At 70.8% G+C, this 17,802-nt stretch carries 18 protein-coding genes and 1 tRNA gene; 9 read left to right on the top strand and 10 right to left on the bottom strand.

The genetic code is table 11. The annotated features are described in order from the left end of the window. The first annotated feature begins 3 nt into the window (after positions 1 to 3). Positions 4 to 864: a sulfurtransferase gene (locus ABXS86_RS13630; protein ID WP_353664835.1), complete on the top strand. Its 861-nt coding sequence runs from the start codon at positions 4 to 6 to the stop codon at positions 862 to 864. Positions 865 to 1,047: 183 nt separating this feature from the next. Here ABXS86_RS13630 and ABXS86_RS13625 read toward each other — a convergent pair whose 3' ends face one another. Continuing rightward, a complete protein-coding gene (locus ABXS86_RS13625; RefSeq protein ID WP_353664834.1) occupies positions 1,048 to 2,373 on the bottom strand; it encodes a flavin monoamine oxidase family protein in 1,326 nt (441 codons plus the stop codon). Positions 2,374 to 2,481: 108 nt separating this feature from the next. After that, entirely contained in the window at positions 2,482 to 3,936 is a 1,455-nt protein-coding gene (locus ABXS86_RS13620) for an amino acid permease (protein ID WP_353664833.1), read from the bottom strand. 182 nt (positions 3,937 to 4,118) lie between these two features. On the opposite strand from ABXS86_RS13620, the gene ABXS86_RS13615 reads away from it, so the two are divergent. After that, the gene (locus tag ABXS86_RS13615) at positions 4,119 to 5,321 is read left to right on the top strand and encodes a trans-sulfuration enzyme family protein (protein ID WP_353664832.1); all 1,203 of its coding nucleotides are present in this window, start codon (positions 4,119 to 4,121) and stop codon (positions 5,319 to 5,321) included. Positions 5,322 to 5,339: 18 nt separating this feature from the next. On the opposite strand, the gene ABXS86_RS13610 is transcribed toward ABXS86_RS13615, so the two are convergent. Next, positions 5,340 to 6,161, bottom strand: coding sequence for a Cof-type HAD-IIB family hydrolase (locus ABXS86_RS13610; protein WP_353664831.1), 822 nt, complete (start codon positions 6,159 to 6,161; stop codon positions 5,340 to 5,342). A gap of 52 nt (positions 6,162 to 6,213) precedes the next feature. Beyond that, positions 6,214 to 7,605 carry an HNH endonuclease signature motif containing protein gene (locus ABXS86_RS13605; RefSeq protein ID WP_353664830.1) on the bottom strand — a complete coding sequence of 464 codons (1,392 nt, stop codon included), beginning with the start codon at positions 7,603 to 7,605 and terminating at the stop codon, positions 6,214 to 6,216. Positions 7,606 to 7,885: 280 nt separating this feature from the next. Between ABXS86_RS13605 and ABXS86_RS13600 the strand changes: the two genes are divergently transcribed. After that, positions 7,886 to 8,506, top strand: coding sequence for a histidine phosphatase family protein (locus tag ABXS86_RS13600; RefSeq protein WP_353664829.1), 621 nt, complete (start codon positions 7,886 to 7,888; stop codon positions 8,504 to 8,506). A gap of 240 nt (positions 8,507 to 8,746) precedes the next feature. Then, positions 8,747 to 9,178: a MarR family winged helix-turn-helix transcriptional regulator gene (locus ABXS86_RS13595; protein ID WP_307213780.1), complete on the top strand. Its 432-nt coding sequence runs from the start codon at positions 8,747 to 8,749 to the stop codon at positions 9,176 to 9,178. Between the two features lie 14 nt (positions 9,179 to 9,192). Here ABXS86_RS13595 and ABXS86_RS13590 read toward each other — a convergent pair whose 3' ends face one another. Further along, the gene (locus tag ABXS86_RS13590; RefSeq protein WP_353664828.1) at positions 9,193 to 10,689 is read right to left on the bottom strand and encodes an L-serine ammonia-lyase, iron-sulfur-dependent, subunit alpha; all 1,497 of its coding nucleotides are present in this window, start codon (positions 10,687 to 10,689) and stop codon (positions 9,193 to 9,195) included. 169 nt (positions 10,690 to 10,858) lie between these two features. Here ABXS86_RS13590 and ABXS86_RS13585 point away from each other — a divergent pair. Beyond that, positions 10,859 to 10,931 (top strand) — tRNA-Arg (locus tag ABXS86_RS13585). 111 nt (positions 10,932 to 11,042) lie between these two features. Here the strand turns inward: ABXS86_RS13585 and ABXS86_RS13580 are convergent. The 3 genes from ABXS86_RS13580 to ABXS86_RS13570 all read right to left on the bottom strand — a co-directional run bounded on the left by ABXS86_RS13580 (position 11,043) and on the right by ABXS86_RS13570 (position 12,499). Further along, entirely contained in the window at positions 11,043 to 11,249 is a 207-nt protein-coding gene (locus ABXS86_RS13580) for a hypothetical protein (protein ID WP_307213784.1), read from the bottom strand. A 136-nt stretch (positions 11,250 to 11,385) separates the two neighbouring features. Further along, a complete protein-coding gene (locus tag ABXS86_RS13575) occupies positions 11,386 to 12,027 on the bottom strand; it encodes an asparagine synthase (protein WP_307213786.1) in 642 nt (213 codons plus the stop codon). 43 nt (positions 12,028 to 12,070) lie between these two features. Next, the gene (locus ABXS86_RS13570; RefSeq protein ID WP_307213788.1) at positions 12,071 to 12,499 is read right to left on the bottom strand and encodes a YdeI/OmpD-associated family protein; all 429 of its coding nucleotides are present in this window, start codon (positions 12,497 to 12,499) and stop codon (positions 12,071 to 12,073) included. A gap of 249 nt (positions 12,500 to 12,748) precedes the next feature. Here ABXS86_RS13570 and ABXS86_RS13565 point away from each other — a divergent pair, with 249 nt between their 5' ends. Genes ABXS86_RS13565 through ABXS86_RS13550 form a run of 4 tightly spaced genes read left to right on the top strand, consistent with a single transcriptional unit; the run spans position 12,749 to position 15,228 of the window. Next, on the top strand, positions 12,749 to 13,159 hold the full coding sequence (locus tag ABXS86_RS13565; RefSeq protein WP_144832241.1) for a DUF4383 domain-containing protein: 411 nt from the start codon (positions 12,749 to 12,751) through the stop codon (positions 13,157 to 13,159). Between the two features lie 2 nt (positions 13,160 to 13,161). After that, a complete protein-coding gene (locus ABXS86_RS13560; protein WP_353664827.1) occupies positions 13,162 to 13,692 on the top strand; it encodes a hypothetical protein in 531 nt (176 codons plus the stop codon). A 52-nt stretch (positions 13,693 to 13,744) separates the two neighbouring features. Beyond that, positions 13,745 to 14,677, top strand: a complete 933-nt coding sequence (locus ABXS86_RS13555; protein WP_353664826.1) for an oxygenase MpaB family protein — start codon at positions 13,745 to 13,747, stop codon at positions 14,675 to 14,677. Beyond that, positions 14,674 to 15,228, top strand: a complete 555-nt coding sequence (locus tag ABXS86_RS13550; RefSeq protein WP_353664825.1) for a DUF1992 domain-containing protein — start codon at positions 14,674 to 14,676, stop codon at positions 15,226 to 15,228. The genes ABXS86_RS13555 and ABXS86_RS13550 overlap by 4 nt, the downstream gene beginning before the upstream one ends. 158 nt (positions 15,229 to 15,386) lie before the next feature. Here ABXS86_RS13550 and ABXS86_RS13545 read toward each other — a convergent pair whose 3' ends face one another. Beyond that, positions 15,387 to 16,217 carry an aldolase/citrate lyase family protein gene (locus tag ABXS86_RS13545; protein ID WP_353664824.1) on the bottom strand — a complete coding sequence of 277 codons (831 nt, stop codon included), beginning with the start codon at positions 16,215 to 16,217 and terminating at the stop codon, positions 15,387 to 15,389. Beyond that, positions 16,214 to 17,683 carry a cation:dicarboxylate symporter family transporter gene (locus ABXS86_RS13540; RefSeq protein WP_353664823.1) on the bottom strand — a complete coding sequence of 490 codons (1,470 nt, stop codon included), beginning with the start codon at positions 17,681 to 17,683 and terminating at the stop codon, positions 16,214 to 16,216. The genes ABXS86_RS13545 and ABXS86_RS13540 overlap by 4 nt, the downstream gene beginning before the upstream one ends. Between the last annotated feature and the right edge of the window lie 119 nt (positions 17,684 to 17,802).

Below are 17,802 nucleotides of genomic sequence, written 5' to 3'. Positions count from 1 at the left end.
GGGATGGCCGCGATCCTCACCACCGCCGAAGAACTGCACGACGCCCTGGCCACCGGCCGATACGCCGACGGCGGGCCCGTCCGCGTGCTCGACGTGCGCTGGCGACTGGACCGCCCCGACGGGCGGCCCGACCACCGCGCCGGGCACATCCCGGGCGCGCAGTACGTCGACCTCGACCACGACCTCGCCGCCCATGGCGCGCCGACCGAGGGCCGGCATCCGCTCCCCCCGATCGAGGCGCTGCAGCAGACGGCCCGTCGCTGGGGAATCGACGAGGGCGACACCGTCGTCGTGTACGACGACCTCAAGAACATGTCGAGCGCTCGGGCCTGGTGGCTGCTGCGTGCGGCCGGGGCCGCCGACGTGCGCCTGCTCGACGGGGCGCTGACCGCGTGGGTCGAGGCCGGGTTCGACCTCGAGGAGGGGGATGCCGCGGCTCCCGCCCCCGGCTCGATCTCGCTCGCCTACGGCGCGATGCCCACCCTCGCGCTCGACCAGGTCGCGTCGTTCGCCGACGACGGGCTGCTGCTGGACGCCCGGGCCGGAGAGCGTTATCGCGGCGAGGTCGAACCCGTCGATCCGCGCGCGGGTCACGTGCCCGGCGCCGTGAGCGCCCCGACCACCGAGAACGTCGGCGACGACGGACGCTTCCGCGCGCCCGCCGACCTGCGTTCCCGATTCCGGATGCTGGGAGCCGAGGACGGCATGAGCGTCGGCGTCTACTGCGGGTCGGGCGTGACGGCCGCGCACCAGGCGGTCGCCCTCACCCTCGCGGGCTTCGAGCCGCGCGTCTTCGCCGGGTCGTGGAGCCAGTGGTCGAACCACCCGGAGCTGCCGGTCGCGACGGGGCCGGAGCCGCGCTGAGCCTCGGTCCCCGGTGGCTGAGGCTCGGTCCCCGGTGGCTGAGCCTCGGTCCCGGTGGCTGAGCCTGTCGAAGCCACCCGCACCCGCGATGGCCCCGGTCCCTTCGACAGGCTCAGGGACCTCGGTGAGGCTCAGAGACTTCGGTGAAGCTCAGGCTCAGGGACCTCGACGTCCCGAGGCCCGCTACGCCCAGAGCTCGCTGATGAGGATCTCGCGGCCGAGCACGTTCTGCGCGGCGCGGTGCCCCGACAGCATCGCGCCGGGAACGGTCGCGGGATCGTCTCCCCACGTCGCCTCGCCCGCGAGGTGCAGCGCTCCGCCGGCGAGCGGCTCGGCGAGGTCGTCGTGGTCGGCGCCGATCGATCCGGGCAGCATGTAGGCGTACGACCCGCGTGAGAACGGGTCGTCCTGCCAGCGGGTGACGAGGGCGCTCGTCGGCGCGGGCACGGCGTCGCCGTACAGGCGCCTCAGCTGAGCGAGAGTCGAGGCGACGATCTCGTCGTCGCTCCACCCGCGGGTGGCGACCGCCGCGGGCCCGGCCGCGAAGGTGAGCAAGGCGGGCTCGTCGTGCAGGCGGCCGAGGTCGTACCAGGAGTGCCACCACTCCCCCTCGTCGCCGAGCTGACGGATGCCGTAGACCCCGTCCTCCCAGAAACGCTCGGCGAAGCGCAGCACGACCTTCTCGAACGCGTTCATGCGCAGAAGGTCGAGAGCACGCCGGTGCCCGGCCGGAAGAGCGGGTTCGAAGACGACGTCGCCCGCGTGGAGGACGCCGACGGGAACCGTGACGACGGCCCGCGCCGCGGAGAACGCGCCCCGGTCGGTCTCGACCTCGACCCCGCTCTCGCTCCACCGCACGCGTGACACGACGTGCTGGAACCGCACGTCGAGGCCCGCCGCGAGGTGGCGTGCCAACTCGTCGTAACCCTCGGGGAAGACGACCTCGTCGCCGTCGACCGTGTCATCGTCGAGCCCGTGGGCTCCGAGTCCGTGCATGCCGACGCCGTACTGCTCCTGCGCGCGGCGGTCGTTGTACTCGCGCACGCGCTCGGCTCGCTCGTCGTCCCAGCCCTGCTGCTGCAGCGCCTGCTCCACGACCTCGCCGTAGGTGGCGTCAGGGGCGGCGGCGGCGATGATGTCGACGAGGGCAGCGTTGAGGGCGCGGATATCGTCGGCGTACTGCCGGATCTCGGCGGGATCGAGCCGACGCCCCTCGGCGTCGAAGTAGGTCAACGGGCGGGAGGCGGGCTGGTACCCGCCGACGGTGAACTCCACCATCGGCATGCCGAAGGCGCGGGCAGCCGCCGCGACGGGGCTGTCGTCGATGCCGTGGATCCACGAGGCTCCGCGGTCGGTGACATGACCCTCGCTGCGGTCGGTGAAGACCCTGCCGCCGACGCGGTCGCGGGCCTCGAGCACGACGACGCGGTGCCCGGCCTGCGCGAGGAGTCGGGCGGCCGCGAGGCCCGAGATCCCGGCCCCGACGACGATGGTGTCGAGCTGGTCCATGTGTCCTCCGCGTGCTCGTGGTTCCGCGACGCTACCGAGGACGGTGGGCTCGCGGCATCCGCCACTCCGGCGCGCATGCGCCGACGCACTGGACGCGGTGTACAGCGATCAGGCGACCGGAGCCTCTTCGTCGCGGCGCTCGGGGACCCGCCCCTTGCGGCCGTAGCGCAGCCAGAAGAACAGGTAGCAGAGCCCCACGAACGGGATGCCGAAGTACAGGGCGGCGACCTGGTTCGGGTCGAACGCGATCGCCACGATCGACGCCGTCAGCAGCACGAAGGCGAGGATCGGCACGAGCGGGTACATCGGCGTGCGGTAGGCGAGGGTGGAGAGGTCTCCGCCCGCGCGCAGGAACTGGCGCCGGTGGAAGAACTGCGCCGCGACGATGGCCATCCACACCGCCACTGCCGCGAAGCCGGCGATCGACACGAGCACGATGTACACCGTCTCGGCGGCGACGACGCTCGTGATCAGCGAGACGAGGCCGATCGCGAGGCTCACCAGCAGCGCCACCATCGGGATGCCGCGGCGCGTGAGCTTCGTGAAGGCACGGGGGGCGTAGCCCTCCTCAGCGAGGGAAAAGAGCATGCGCGCGCAGGAGTACAGGCCGCTGTTGCCGACCGAGAGCAGGGCGGTGATGACGACGAAGTTCATGATGTCGGCGGCATACGGCACCCCGACGATGTCGAAGACCTCGACGAAGGGGCTCTCGCTGACGCCGGCCTTGTCGTACGGCAGGAGCGCGGCGATCACGACGATCGAGCCGACGAAGAGCACGAGCAGACGCAGCACCGTCGAGCGCAGCGCGCGGGGGATGTTGCGGGCGGGGTCCTTCGTCTCACCGGCGGCGACACCGACGATCTCCGCCCCGCTGAAGGCGTAGAAGACCGCGAGCGAGGTGATGAGCACCCCGCCGAGACCCGCGGGCAGGAGTCCCTCGGGCGTGACGAAGTTGCTCAGCAGCACCGCCTCGTGCGGCTCGGACGAGAGAGGCGTGAAGCCGAAGATCGCCATGCCGCCCAGCACGATGAGGGCGACGATCGCGAGCACCTTGATGAGGGCGAACCAGAACTCGGTCTCGCCGAACACGCGCGCCGAGATGGCGTTGAGGGTGAACAGCACCGCGGCGAAGACCACGCACCACACCCACACGTCGACGTTCGGGAACCATCTCTGCATGAGGATCCCGGATGCCGTGAACTCCGAGCCCAGAGCGACGACCCAGCACAGCCAGTACAGCCACGCCGTGGCGAAGCCCGTCGCCGGTCCCATCGTGCGCGCGGCGTAGATGTGGATCGAGCCCGAGACGGGGTAGGTCACCGCGAGCTCGCCGAGGCACACCATGACGAGCCACACGACGAACGCGCCGAGCAGGTAGGCGAGCACGGCTCCGAGCGGCCCCGCCTGGGCGATCGTGTAGCCCGAGCTGAGGAACAGGCCCGACCCGATGACGCCGCCGAGGGCGATCATGACGAGGTGGCGGGCGTTCATGGCGCGGCGGAGGCTCCGCTGCGGCTCGGGGGTCGCCGTCTCGGGAGCGGACGAATCGGTGGGACGACTCATGGGGGGGCTCGCAATCATGATCGAGCCCGGAGCCGTCGAGGCGTCCGGGCGACGCAGAAACAGTAGTCCATGTCGATCCGCGGCGCCGCACTTCGAAAGCGGGCAGACGGTCGTCGCGCCGTCTGCCCGCACGCGGGCGCTCGTTACGCTGGGACGATGACGCTCGTCGATGGCACCGCGACATGACCACCCGTCCCGATCGCACCCTCGCCGACAGCCTGTCCGACGCGAGCCTCGCCGTCCACGGCGGCGTCGAGCTCGACAGCACGAAGGCCCTGCGCACACCCCTCGTCATGGCGAACTCCTTCGCCCTGCCCGACGATCCGAGCGAGATCAGCTGGTCGGCCACGGCCCCCGGCCTCTACACCCGTAACACCGGCGTCAATCAGCTCGCCCTCGAGCGCAAGCTCGCGGCCCTCGAGCACGGCGAAGACGCCGTGGCACTGGCATCCGGAGTGGCCGCCCTCCACGCCGTGTTCTTCACGCACGTGCGCGCGGGCGACCACGTCGTGGTCAGCGACGTCGTCTACGAAGCGACCTGGCGCCTGTGGACCGAGCTGCTCCCCCGCCGATACGGCATCGAGGCGACCTTCGTCGACATGACGGATCCGGATGCCGTTCGCCAGGTGATGCGGCCCGAGACGGTGCTCGTGTGCGTCGAGGCCATCGCCAACCCGACCACCAAGGTCGCCGACATCGCCCTCCTCGCCGACATCGCTCACGCGGGCGGGGCGATCCTCATGGTCGACTCGACCTTCACGCCTCCCCCGTTCTATCGCCCGCTCGCCGACGGCGCCGACCTCGTCGTGCACTCGCTCACCAAGTTCATCAACGGTCACGGCGACGCGATGGGCGGCGCGGTCATCGGGCGCACCGACCTCATCGAGCCGATCAAGGCCGACGCCATGGTCGACGTGGGCGGCATCATCTCGCCCTTCAACGCGTGGATGATCCAGCGCGGCTCGGTGACCCTGCCACTGCGTCTGCGTCAGCACTTCTCCTCCGCCCAGCGCGTCGCCGCGTTCCTCGAGGCGGATCCGCGGGTCGCGTTCGTTGCCTATCCCGGCCTCGCCTCGCACCCGCAGCACGACCTCGCCGTGCGACAGTTTGGGGGCGATGCCTTCGGCGGCATGATGGCCTTCGCCCTCGACGGCGACCCCGACCTGCAGAACCGCTTCGTCGCGCAGCTGCGGCTCATCACCTCGGGCTTCTCGCTCGGGCACGACGACAGCCTCATCGTGCACACCGCCGCCGAGGGGCCGCGCACCGCGACCTACCCGGAGGAGTTCCGCCGCTACGGCCACCTGCGACTGTCGGTCGGCCTCGAAGACGCCGACGACCTGCTCGCCGATCTCACGGCCGCGCTCGACGCGGTGAGCCGCTGAGCGGTCGGGCGGCGGACGTCAGCCCTTGGGGCCGGATTCGGGGAACAGCGCCTCGATCGTCGTGATCACGCCGTGGTCGAGGTGCGAGGGCGCGCGGTGCCGTGCGCGCGCCACCACCTCGGGGTGCGCGTTGTCCATCGCGAACGACCAGTCCGCGGCATCCATCATCTCGAGGTCGTTCAGGTAGTCGCCGAACGCCGCCGTCTGCGCCGGCGCGACTCCGAGGGCGTCCTGCAGGCGCCGCAGCGCGGTGCCCTTGTCGACGCCGGGCTGCATGATGTCGACCCAATGACGCGCCGACACGACGACGCGGAGCGTGTCGGTGAGATCGTCGAGAGCGGGCCCGACGCTGTGCTCGGCGATCGCGAAGTCGTACACGGCGACCTTCAGCACGTCGTCGTCGACGGCGAGCAGGTCGTCGACCGTCTCGAGAGCGGCGTAGTACGCCTCCGCGTTCGCGCGGAAGGCGGCGTCGGCCCGCTCGATGTAGGCGGAGCGCTTGCCGCACAGGACGACCCCGAGGTCGTAGCCCTGCGCGATCAGCGCACGCAGGCGCAGGATCACGCGCTCGACCTCATCAGGGGCGAAGACGTCGGATGCCACCTCGACCCCCTCGCGCACGACGTAGGCGCCGTTCTCGGCGATGAAGGTCATGCCGTCGGCCGCCGCGCCGAACTCGCGTCGCAGCGCGGCCAGCTGCCGGCCGGACGCGGGGACGAACGAGACGTCGCGAGCCGCGAGGCGCGGGAGCAGGTCCCACAGCCCCGCGGGGACCTTGCCGTCTCCGTCGAGCAGGGTGCCGTCCATGTCGACGGCGATCAGGCGGATGTCGTGAGGCACGGTTCATTCTTTCAGGCGCAGGTGAACGGCGAGGCTCAGCCCTGTCGTTCCCTCAGAACGGCGCCACCTCGTCTTCCGGCGGCGACGGATCGTCGGGGAGGAACCGCACCGCCGGCGAATAGGGCAAGGGCTCGTCGGCGTAGACCCGACCGGAGGGAGAGGTCCACTCGAGCACCCCGCCGGTGCGCTGTCTGACCCTCCACCGGGTGAACTGCTTCTGCGAATGATGTCGCTGGCACAGGTGGGCGAGGTTCGCGACGTCGGTCGTGCCGCCCAGAGCCCAGTCGACGGTGTGATCGACCTCGCATCGGACCGCGGGGACCACGCACCCGGGCCAGCGGCACCGGCGATCGCGGGCACGCAGGTGCCGGTCGATCGCCGCGGTGCGCTGGTACGTGTCGGTCATCAGCACGGCACCGGTGACGGGGTGGGTGATCACGCGATCCCAGGGCAGCGCGGTCGCCTCGGCGATGCGGCGAGCCGTGTCGACGTCGATGGGCCCATGCCCGACCAGCTCGGCGGGGTCGAGATTCTCCTCACCCGGCCGCAGCACCGACAGAGCGGGGACGACCACCTGCACGCGGGCGCGGATCGCGCCGAGAGCTCCCGGCCCGTCGCCCGAGGCCGTGGGATCGGCGACGGGAGCGGCGGCCAGCAGCAGGTCGGCGAGGATGTCGGCACGCAGCTGCGCGGTGGTGCGCTCGTCGGTCGCGGCCACGGACGCGCCGAGCGGCGTGGTCGCGGCATCCGCACCCGTTCCGTCGCCGACCGCGGCCGCCGTGACGCCCCCACCTCGCGCGTCGATCAGCACCCTGCTCTGCTGCGTCAGGCGGTCGTAGATGCCGACGGCGAGCACGGTGGGGAGGGTCGCGATGAGGTCGGACATGCCGTCGACGCCGGGGACGACGCGCACGCACCGCGTCTCTCGGCCCCGCTGATGCCGCTCGGTAAGAGTCGTCGGCTGCAGCTTCTCGGCGACGGCCGCCAGGCGCGATCGCAGTCGGCCGGGGCTCAACCGAGGGCCGAGCTCCACGGCGATCGCATCGAACTCGGCGCGGCGGTCTTCGGGGAGTTCGGCGCCGATCTCGGCGATCCCCCGCACGTGTGCACGCGTGAGCGCCCCCGCGCTCCAGGCTTCGAGGGTCGCGGGGAAGTCGTCGACGATCCGCATGGCCCACCCGATGTGCGCCTGCACGGTGCGATCGGAGAGGCGTTGCGCCGCCGCCACCTCGGACGCGATCTCGCGGAGGGCCATGTCGGACGCGCGGGCCGGTGCCCGCTCTCCGTTCGCGTCGACGCCGAACTGCCCGAGCGCCGCGTAAGCACGCGTGCGACGAGCCTCGGCGGCGGCGAAGGCCGCGTCGGCGGCGAGCGCCTCGGCCACCAGTGCCTGACGGGTGCGCGGCCCGTCTGACGGGGGCGTCGAGGGCGTCTCGGATGACATGTCTGCATGCTAACGGGGACCTCCGACATCGCCCCGGGAAGCCGGCGCTCGGGGGTCACCGGCGTCGAAACCTATGAATAACGAAAGTGTCACGGGGACCTCTTCCCTTCCGTTATCTCACCGTTATAGAGTGCTCGCACGGTAGTTGTTTTGCTGTGGCAGCTACCGACATGTGATTGCAGGACACTCTGGTGCAGGAAAGGGCCGGTCGGGAATCTCCCGACCGGCCCTTCGTCCGTCTCCGGGTGCTCGAACGCCCGCGGCACGGAAAGATGGAGACGTGAAGGACGCAGATCTGACCGAACCCGACGGGCGCATCGTGCTCGTGCGCCACGGCGAGACCGAGTGGAGCCGCACCGGTAAGCACACCGGGCTCACCGACATCCCCCTCACCGAGACCGGCGCGTACAAGGCGGAACTCGCCGGCACGCTGCTCGCCACCCGGCGGTACGACGTCGTGCTCACGAGCCCGCTGCAGCGGGCCGTCGAGACGGCCGAGCGCGCGGGCTACGGCGACGCGCAGCACGAGCCGCGCCTGGTCGAGTGGGACTACGGCGCGTTCGAGGGCCTCACGACCCCCGAGATCGACGAGCAGCTGGGCCGGTCCTGGACCATCTGGCAGGCCGGAGCCCCCGCCGGCGCCACCCCGGGCGAGACGGTCGAGCAGGTCACCGAGCGAGCCGAGTCGCTGCTCGCCGAGCTCCGCCCCCGCGTGCAGGCCGGAGAGCAGGTGCTGCTGTTCTCGCACTCGCACTTCCTGCGCGCTCTCGCGGGAACCTGGCTCGGCCTGACCGCCGCGGGCGGTCGTTACTTCGTGCTCGGCACCTCCGCGGTCAGCGAGCTCGGCTTCGAGCACGGCAACGCGGTCATCACCCAGTGGAACCACGTGCGGGGCCGGTGAGACCACGTTCGAAATCGGTCACGAAAACATAACGAGAACCTCTTCCCCTCCGTTATCTCACCGTTATAGAGTGCTCGCACGGTAGTTGTTTTGCTGTGGCAGCTACCGACATGTGATTGCAGGACACTCTTGGTGCAGGGACAAGGGCCGGTCGGAAGCCTCTCCGACCGGCCCTTACTCTGTGCGCCGCGCCGACGTCGAGAGAGCGGTCCCGCCGAGCCGCTCCCCTACGCTGAACCTATGACCGATCGTCGTCTCGCCGTGCAGGCCTGGGAGAGTCTCTTCCGCGCCCAGCACGAGGTGTTCGACGACATCCGCACCGATTTCGACGGCACCGAACTCACGCAGGCCGAGTACGACGTGCTGCTCACCGTCACCCGCGCCCCGCGCATGACGGCACGCCTGCGCGAGGTCACGGGCAACATGCTGATCAGCCAGCCGAGCGTCTCGCGCCTGGTCGAGCGGATGGTCGCGCGCGGCCTCGTGACCAAGTGCGCCGACCCGGAAGACGGACGTGGGTCCCTGGTGACGGCGACCGAAGAGGGAGCGGTCATCTTCCGTCGCCTCGCCGCCGCGCACGCCCGTTCCATCGCCGAGCGCATGGCGCGCCTGAGCGACGCAGAGCTCGCACAGCTGCACGCCCTCACCGCGAAGCTGCGCGACGACGCCTGATCCGCCGCGCCCGCTCAGCACTCGATGACGTTGACCGCGAGGCCGCCCTCGCTCGTCTCCTTGTACTTCGTCGACATGTCGATACCGGTCTGACGCATCGTCTCGACCACCGCGTCAAGAGAGACGTAGTGACTGCCGTCGCCGCGCAGAGCGAGACGTGCGGCCGTGACCGCCGTCGACGCCGCGATCGCGTTGCGCTCGATGCACGGGATCTGCACGAGCCCGCCGACCGGGTCGCACGTCAGGCCCAGGTGGTGCTCCATCGCGATCTCGGCCGCATTCTCGATCTGTCGGTTGGTGCCGCCCATGACGGCGGTCAGCCCACCCGCGGCCATCGCACACGCGGATCCGACCTCGGCCTGGCATCCGCCCTCGGCCCCCGAGATCGAGGCGTTGGCCTTGAAGAGGGAGCCCAGCGCCGTCGCCGTCAGCAGGAATCTTCGGATGCCGCGGCGGCGATTGGCTTCTGCGACATCGTCGTCGTCCCACGCCGACACCTCGCCGCGCGTGACCGCGTGACCGTCGAAGCCCAGCAGCGCGCTGCCGACGAGCTCGCCGTACGGGGTGACGGCGTTGCCCTGACCGAGTCCCGAGTCGGCGAGGAAGCGCCACCAGTACATGGCCACGGCGGGCAGGATGCCGGCGGCACCGTTGGTCGGTGCGGTCACCACCCGTCCGCCCGCGGCGTTCTCTTCGTTGACGGCCAGCGCGAAGGCACCGAGCCACTCGCCCGGAAGCTCGCGGTGACCCTCGGCCTGGATCTCCTCGAGCTGGCCGCGGATGACCGCGGCGCGACGCTTCACCTTGAGCATGCCCGGGAGCACGCCGTCGTTCGCGAGTCCGGCGTTCACGCACGCGGCCATGGCATCCCAGATGCGGTCGAGGCCGGCCGCGACCTCTTCGTCGCTGCGGAGCGCCGTCTCGTTCAGGCGAGCCGCTTCGGCGATCGTGATCCCCCGCTCGTCGCACAGCGCGAGCAGGGTCGCGGCGTCGTCGAACGCGAGCGGCATCGGCTCGGCGGCCACGCGCGCGGGCTCGCCCTCGCGGCGGATGAAGCCACCACCGACGGAATAGTAGGTGTCCTCCGCGATCACCGCGCCGTCGGCGTCACGCGCGACGAGCGTCATGGCATTCGGGTGACCGGGGAGTCGCGTACGCGGCTCGAAGCCCACGTCGCTCTTGGTGAAGGGGATCTCGTGTCGACCGGCGAGGGCCAGGGGCCGTCCCTCGGGCCAGTCCGACCAGACCCGCCGCACGGCATCCGGATCCACGGTCTCGGGCTCGAGGCCCTGCAGACCCGCGACGACCGCGTCGGGGGTGCCGTGCCCGATCCCGGTGGCGCCGAGCGAGCCGTACAGCGCGCACGAGACGGATGACACCTTCTCGAGGGCGCCGTCGCCCGCGAGTCGAGCGGCGAAATCGACAGCGGCCCTCATGGGGCCGACGGTGTGGGAGCTCGAGGGTCCGATCCCGATGGAGAACAGCTCGAACGCGGAGGTGTATGCGCTCATCCCGCCAGCGTACGTCGCCCCTCCGCCCCGGCGCAGTCACCGCGCAGACACCCTGCCGTCACCGCTGCGCCACGCCCGGGATGCAGGGTGTGCGGGGCCGATTAGACGTGTCACAGGGTCCCGGCTATGCTGGACCACGGCCTGCGCGCCGTTTCGCGCGGAGGCCCTAGCGCCCGTAGCTCAATGGATAGAGCATCTGACTACGGATCAGAAGGTTAGGGGTTCGAGTCCCTTCGGGCGCACACTGTGTTGAGACAGTGACAAGCCCCGGCCGTGAGGAAACTCCGGCCGGGGCTTTTTCCGTCTCCGGATGCCGAGCCCTCCGCATCTCGCGCGGTCGCGGTGGTGCCGGGTCAGGCCGAGGCTTCGCCCCGGTGCGCGGCCTCGGTCGCCGTCGAGTGCAGCTGGAGGATCGCCATCGCCTCGTGCAGGGATCCGAGCGGGGCCTCGATGTCGTCGTAGTGGTGCACGAAGCCGGCCGCGTCGCGGGCGCTCACCGACACGAGCGCATATCCCTCCCGGGCCACGCGGGGCTTTCGTCCGAAGCGTCGCTGCGCCATGGCATCCACCTTCCGTCGGCGCCGACGCTACTCGGGGGTCGCGCGTGCGTCCCGGCACCGCGCCGGGAGCGGACGAGACGAGCGGAGTCGGCTGCGGGTCCGAAGACATCCGCGGCCGCGCACGCGAGAGAGCCCCTCAGCGCGCGGCGGACTTCTTCTTCTTGCCGCCCTTGCCGCCGCCGGTCGTCGGTGCGACCTCGTCGAGCGGCTCGGCCTCGTCGGTGGCGGCCTTGTCTTTCGCGCGGCGCTTGGCCTGGGAGGCGAGGCGGGCGAGGTCGACCATGCGCAGGGCGTCCATGCGCGCCTTGCGCATCTGGGCGTACTCCGGATCGGCGTCGGCGGTCATGCCCTCGACGTCGAGCCGCTGGCTGAGGTTGGCCTCGACATCGCCCCACGCCGCGATCCGCGCGTCGGCGACGAGCTTCGCGAGTCGCTCGGGGTCGGCGGCGAGGGTGCGCAGTTCTTTCGCGACGCCGCGGGACTGCTTGGCCCGGCGACGGAGGTTGCGCGTGTCGCGGTCACGGTAGTCGTGCGTGCCGGAGGAGTCGGAGAACCGCCCCCACGCGCGCTTGCGCTGATGGGTGACGCGGTCGGCCGCCTGATCCTGCTCGTCGGCGAGGGCGGCGAGCGTCTCGCGGGCGAAGTCGGCGAAGACCTCGCCGTCGAACTGCCCGCCGCGACCGATGGTCTCGACGAGGATCCGATTGCGCACGGTCAGACGCGCCGCGGCCGTCGCAATCGACAGCCCTTCGGCGATGGCCTCTTTCGTACGCCCCACGGGACCTCCCGCTCCAGGCTATCGCCCGGGGCGCGCGGATCGCTCAGGCGAGTTTCGACACGATGGTCGCGACGCGGCGCGCGCGCGTGTCTGCGGCTTTCGCTCCCTCGACGTTCGTGACGTGGGCCTTGCGCGCGCTGGGCGAGAGCGCGTCGAATGCCTCGTGCTTCCCCGCCTCGGCGAGGGCTGCGGCCAGGTCATCGGGGACCTCGACGGTGCGCGGCGCGGTGTCGAGGGTCAGCTCCACCGTGATGGCATCCCCGCCCGACAACCCCGTCGCCTTCCGCTTGTCGGCGGAGAACGGGATGAGGGAGCGTCCGCCCATGGCCCCGACGGTGCTGGAGTAGGTGTAGCCGTTCACGTCGACGGTGACGGCGGGGCGCTTGCCGCCGTCGAGCGCCTCGAGCACCTTGGGAGGCACCTCGATGCCGGTGTTGTTGCCCATCTGGAACAGCGTGGTCTCGAAGCGCATGGGCCGAGTGTCCCAGATCGCTCGCTACGTGAACACCCCGGGAAATGCAATCCCCTCGGGCGGGGTGCACAGTCTGCCTATCGTCGGATCTGTTGCGGAGGGCCTCGGAGAGTACTCGGGGGCCTTCTGTCGTTTCCGGCCTACTGCATTGAGCGCAGTCGACGCAAAGGGCAATCCGATTCGAGGTCTTCCTCCGAAGATGTGGTGAAGCGACCGGACGGTCGCTGCCAACACTCTGGGAGGTTCATCATGAGCTCGTCACCCAACCGCATCGTCGCGACCGTCTTCGGTGCCGTGTATCTGCTGGTCGGTCTTCTCGGCTTCGCCGTCACCGGCGGCGTCGGTTTCATCGCGACGCAGGGCGGTCTGCTGCTCGGCATCTTCGAGGTCAACCCGCTGCACAACATCGCCCACCTGCTCATCGGTGCGGCCTTGCTGATCGCGGGCCTGGCCAACGCACGTGCCGCGAAGGGCGTCAACACCACCGTCGGCGCCGTGTACCTGCTGCTCGGTATCGTCGGGTTCTTCCTGACCGGTACCGCGGCGAACATCCTCGCGCTCAACGTGCCCGACCACTTCCTCCACCTCGCCAGCGCCGTCGTGCTGCTGGGTGTTGGACTCGGCACCGAGCGCAACGTCCCGCGCACGGCTGCGGTCTGATCATGACCGCCGCGACCTTCGTGCGGTCGTGGCCCTCCGTATCCGCGTGGGGGGCCGGCCTCATCACCGCCGCCCTCGGCGCGGGTGCGATCGTCCGTTCCGATTCCGGGGCCGTCGCCGACGGCCTCGGGATCGGGGCGGTCGTCTTGGGACTCGCCGCTCTCGCCTGGGGCGGCGCGGTCCTCTCCACCGGCCGTCTCGTGGTTCCACGCCTCGCTCTGGGCGGCGCGCTCGCCTCACTGCTCGTGGTGTCGGCGCTGATGTTCGTCACACCCGCGCACACGAGCATCCTCGGTGTCGCCGCGGCGTGCGTCCTGCTCGTCGTCGTGGGCGCCACGGTCGCCGTGCACCTGCGCCGTCTGCGCGACGGTGCACCCGCAGACCGTGCGGCCAAACCGATGAGCGTCGTCGGGTTGCTCGTCGCCGCCGCCGTGCTCTCGGTCATCGTCACCCCGGCTCTCGGAGCCACGCAGGACGCCGTGCTCATGCGCGACGACGGCACCGTTCCTGTGATCTCGCACGAAGGTCACTGACGACCTCGGCCGATCCCGCGCCCGCCCACTCAGACGGTGGCACGCTGGAGAGGTGACCGACGCGACCTACCCCTCCGCTCCCGGCTGGATCCAGTCGCTGCGGGGCAAGATCCTCGTCGCTCTGGCGGGCGACCCGACCGGGATGGCGCCATACGTCCGCGCCATCGCCGACGGTGACGACACCGGCTACTTCGCCGAGAACGGCCCCGCGTGGACCGTGCACGCCGGCATGGGGACTCTCGTCGCCGGCATCCGGGCCCTGCTTCTGCAAGCACTGCACCCGGGAGCGCTCGCGGGGGTGCACGACTGGTCGCGCTATCGCGAAGACCCCATCGGTCGCCTCACCGGCACGGTGCGTTGGGTCATCACCCTCACCTACGGGAGTACGACGCAGGCGAATGCCGAGACCCGGCGCGTCGGTCGGTTCCACCAACGGGTGAAAGGCGAATACCGCGCGGGTGACGGCAGTGAGCGCGGCTACACGGCGGAGGCGGCTGACCTCGTGAGGTGGGTGCACCTGGCCTTCACCGACGCGTTCCTCGCCGGACACGAGGTCTCGCGCAAGCCGATCCCCGGTGGACCCGATGCCTACGTCGCCGACTGGGCGACGGCGGGGCGCCTGATGCGGGTGGTCGATCCACCCCTCACTCGTGACGCCCTGCGCGCCGAGATCGACGGCTTCGCCGACCGCGGCGAGCTGCGCGGTGACGAGCGCGTGGCCGATGTCGTGCGCTTCCTCCGCAAGCCGCCGTTCCCCGGCCTCATGGGTCTGTCGTACCGCGTGCTGTTCGCCGCGGCCGTGGCGACGATCCCCCGCCGCTACCGCAAGATGCTCGGCGTGCGACGCTGGCCCCTGCCCGTGCTGACCCTCACCCGCCTCGTGCTACGGATCACCGAGCGCGCGCTCGGCTCGGGGCCCCGCGCCCAGGACATGGCACGCGAACGCCTGCGTCGGTTGGAGCGCGAACAGCGGGAGGCGGCGTGAGCGAAGACCCTCGGCAGGAGGCCGAACGCTACCGACTCGATCGCCGTCTACGCGAGGCAGGGCTCGAACCCGAACCGGAGCCCGAGGCGCCGGCCCGCGGCTCGACGGCTGCGGAGCGTGCCGCGTTCGTCGAGACCTCGATTCAGCAGGCGATCCGCCGCGGTGAGTTCGACGATCTGCCCGGGGCGGGCAAGCCCCTGCCCGATCTGGGGTCGTCGCACGACCCGAACTGGTGGATCCGGCGCAAGATCGAGACGGAGCAGCTGTCAGGACTCGGTCCCCCGGCCCTGACGTTGCGGGTCGAGTACGCCGAACGGGCGGAGCGGATGGATGCCATCGCGCGCGAGCCCGACGTGCGCGAGGCGCTCGAGGACTTCAACCGTCGAGTGATCGAAGCACGGCGTCAGCTGCAGGGTGGGCCGCCCGTGGTCACCCCGACCGTCGACGTCGAGGCCGAGCTCGCGGAATGGGCCGAGAGACGCCGCGCACGCGAGGCCGCGGCCGCGGTGGAGGCGCCGACTCCACGCCGGGGGTGGTTCCGCAGGCGCTAGGGGCGTTCCCCGCGAGGTGGCGGAGCGTGTCGAAGCCACCGGCGTGAGGCGGTCCCTTCGACAGGCTCAGGGACCTTGCGCGGGGTCTGTCGAAGCGACTGGTTTGGGGCGGTCCCTTCGACAGGCTCAGGGACCTCTCGCGGGGTGCGGGCTCCGCCTCAGAGGGCGGCGAGCGCCTCGGCCCGCTCGACCAGGGCGCGGGCCCGCGCGAGCGTCGGGGCGTACGAGCCGTCGACGGGGCCGTCGGGGGTCGCCGTCAGCAGGGCGCGGGCGCGCTCCACCTCGGCGGGCGCGGGAGTGAAACCGGCGTGGGCGCCGGACACGGCGGCATCCTGAAGCGCCAAGGTGCCCGTGAAACCCATCGCGACCGCGTGCCGCGCCGCGTCGAGTGCCTGGTCGATCGGACCGCAGGGGCCGTCGATCGGGCCGGCGATGCCCGCCGCGGCCGAGGCGACCACGAGCTGGGCGCGCGGCCACGACAGCGCGATGCGGTCCGCCGCCATGCCGGTGTCGCGACGGAAATCACCGGTGCCGAAAGCGAGACGCCGCGTCGCGGGGTGCGCGGCGATCGCCGGGGCGGCCAGGAGAGCCGCGGCGGACTCGACCATCGCGACGATCGGCGTGCCCGCCGGAAGCGAGGCCGCGACATGACCGACGTCGGCGGGGCCGGCGCACATCGCCAGGACGACCCCGGCGAGACGGTCGTCGAGCTCGCGACCGAGAGCGAGATCGGCCTGCCCGTCGCGGGTGCCGGCGGCGCTGATGCGCAGCCAGATCGGAGCCTCGGCGGCCGCGCGGCGTGCACGATCGCGGCCCTCGTCCTTGCGTCCGGCGGGAAGGCCGTCTTCGAGATCGAGCACGAGAACATCGGCCGCGGTGTCGAGGCCGCCCGCGAGGGGCGAGCGCAGCATCCAGGTGCGGGCGAGGTCCACGCGCGCGGGGGCGGGGGCGGCCGAAGCCGCCCCCGCCGGGGTGTGCGCAAGGCTCACGAGCGGCTCCGAGCCGACTCCTCCGCCTCCGCCTGAACGCGGAAGGCGTTGAGCGTCGAGGTGTCGACGGCACCGACGGGACCGGCGCCGGCAGCCACGGAGGCGTCCTGCTTGGCATCCGCCGCCTCGTTCACGGCCGCACCGTGCGAGCCGCCGTGACCGTCACCGGTCAGCAGGGTCTCGTCGAACGGGAGGTTGCCGGCGAGCACCTCGCGGACGCGCTGGCCGTCGTACTCCTTGGTCCAGACGCCGATGAGCATCGTGGCCACGGCGTTGCCGGTGAAGTTGGTGACGGCGCGGGCCTCGGACATGAAGCGATCGATGCCGACGATCACGCCGACGCCGTCGACCAGGTCGGGGCGGTAGGCCGACAGTCCACCGGCGAGGGTGGCGAGACCGGCTCCCGTGACACCGGCGGCGCCCTTCGAGGCGATGATCATGAAGATCATGAGGCCGATCTGCTCGCCGAGCGACATGGGCGAGCCCATCGCGGTGGCGATGAACAGCGAGGCCATCGTCAGGTAGATCGCGGTGCCGTCGAGGTTGAACGAGTACCCGGTCGGGACGGTGATGCCGACCACCGGCTTCGAGACGCCCAGGTGCTCCATCTTGGCGATGAGGCGGGGCAGAGCGGCCTCCGACGACGAGGTGCCGACGATCAGCAGGTACTCACGGCCCAGGTACTTCATGAGCGTGAAGATGTTCACACGGGTCACGACGTACAGCAGCACACCGAGCACGAGGGTGATGAACAGGAAGCACGTCAGGTAGAACGCACCCATCAGGATGCCGAGACTGATCACGGCCTGGAAGCCGGTCTTGCCGACGACCGCGGCGATCGCACCGAAGGCGCCGATCGGAGCGAGCCACAGGATCATGCCGAGGATGCGGAAGACGAGCACCTGGAAGTTGCGGATGCCCTCGACCATGCGCGCTCCGCGCTCGCCCATGCCCTGCAGGGCGAAGCCGACGAGCAGAGCGATGAACAGCACCTGGAGGATGCTGCCGCCGGTGAATGCCGAGAAGAACGTCGTGGGAATGATGCCCAGAATGAAGTCCTGGGTGGTGGTGGCCTCGGCCGGGGCTTCGTAAGACGCCCCCGAGATGTTGAGACCCTCACCGGGGTGGATGATGTTGCCGACGACCAGGCCGATGATCAGCGCGAACGACGACATCACCAGGAAGTAGACCATCGCCAGGCCGCCGATCTTGCCGACCGTGGAGGCCTTGGCGATCGAGCCGATGCCTACGACGATCGTGCAGAAGATCACCGGGGCGATCATCATCTTGATGAGCGAGACGAAGCCCTTGCCCACCGGCTCGAGCGCCGTGGCGAAGGCCGGGGCCACGAGACCGACGATGATGCCGGCCACGACGGCGACGATCACGGCGATGTAGAGCCAGTGGTTGCGGTCGATCTTCTTACGGGGGCGACCATCCCGGGTGGTGCGGAGTGAGAGAGCCATCAGCGCCTATCCCCTCTTCCTAACGTCATTGTTTTTCCCGACGAAGCCGTCGGCGAATGACATGACTGTGGTCGAGCGCGGGCGCATCCACGATTTGTGGTCGTATTGTTCACGACAGC

Origin of the sequence: Microbacterium sp. che218, from assembly GCF_040436305.1 — a bacterium.
GTDB lineage: Bacteria > Actinomycetota > Actinomycetes > Actinomycetales > Microbacteriaceae > Microbacterium > Microbacterium algihabitans.
Note: the sequence above shows the minus strand (reverse complement) of the source record. Positions and strands in the feature narration are given on the sequence as shown.

What these genes read in the sequence shown, in the direction of transcription:
- ABXS86_RS13630 (WP_353664835.1), top strand. Translation starts at nt 4, where the DNA reads ATGGCCGCGATCCTCACCACCGCCGAAGAACTGCACGACGCCCTGGCC.
- ABXS86_RS13625 (WP_353664834.1), bottom strand. Translation starts at nt 2,373, where the DNA reads ATGGACCAGCTCGACACCATCGTCGTCGGGGCCGGGATCTCGGGCCTC.
- ABXS86_RS13620 (WP_353664833.1), bottom strand. Translation starts at nt 3,936, where the DNA reads ATGAGTCGTCCCACCGATTCGTCCGCTCCCGAGACGGCGACCCCCGAG.
- ABXS86_RS13615 (WP_353664832.1), top strand. Translation starts at nt 4,119, where the DNA reads ATGACCACCCGTCCCGATCGCACCCTCGCCGACAGCCTGTCCGACGCG.
- ABXS86_RS13605 (WP_353664830.1), bottom strand. Translation starts at nt 7,605, where the DNA reads ATGTCATCCGAGACGCCCTCGACGCCCCCGTCAGACGGGCCGCGCACC.
- ABXS86_RS13595 (WP_307213780.1), top strand. Translation starts at nt 8,747, where the DNA reads ATGACCGATCGTCGTCTCGCCGTGCAGGCCTGGGAGAGTCTCTTCCGC.
- ABXS86_RS13590 (WP_353664828.1), bottom strand. Translation starts at nt 10,689, where the DNA reads ATGAGCGCATACACCTCCGCGTTCGAGCTGTTCTCCATCGGGATCGGA.
- ABXS86_RS13580 (WP_307213784.1), bottom strand. Translation starts at nt 11,249, where the DNA reads ATGGCGCAGCGACGCTTCGGACGAAAGCCCCGCGTGGCCCGGGAGGGA.
- ABXS86_RS13570 (WP_307213788.1), bottom strand. Translation starts at nt 12,499, where the DNA reads ATGCGCTTCGAGACCACGCTGTTCCAGATGGGCAACAACACCGGCATC.
- ABXS86_RS13565 (WP_144832241.1), top strand. Translation starts at nt 12,749, where the DNA reads ATGAGCTCGTCACCCAACCGCATCGTCGCGACCGTCTTCGGTGCCGTG.
- ABXS86_RS13560 (WP_353664827.1), top strand. Translation starts at nt 13,162, where the DNA reads ATGACCGCCGCGACCTTCGTGCGGTCGTGGCCCTCCGTATCCGCGTGG.
- ABXS86_RS13540 (WP_353664823.1), bottom strand. Translation starts at nt 17,683, where the DNA reads ATGGCTCTCTCACTCCGCACCACCCGGGATGGTCGCCCCCGTAAGAAG.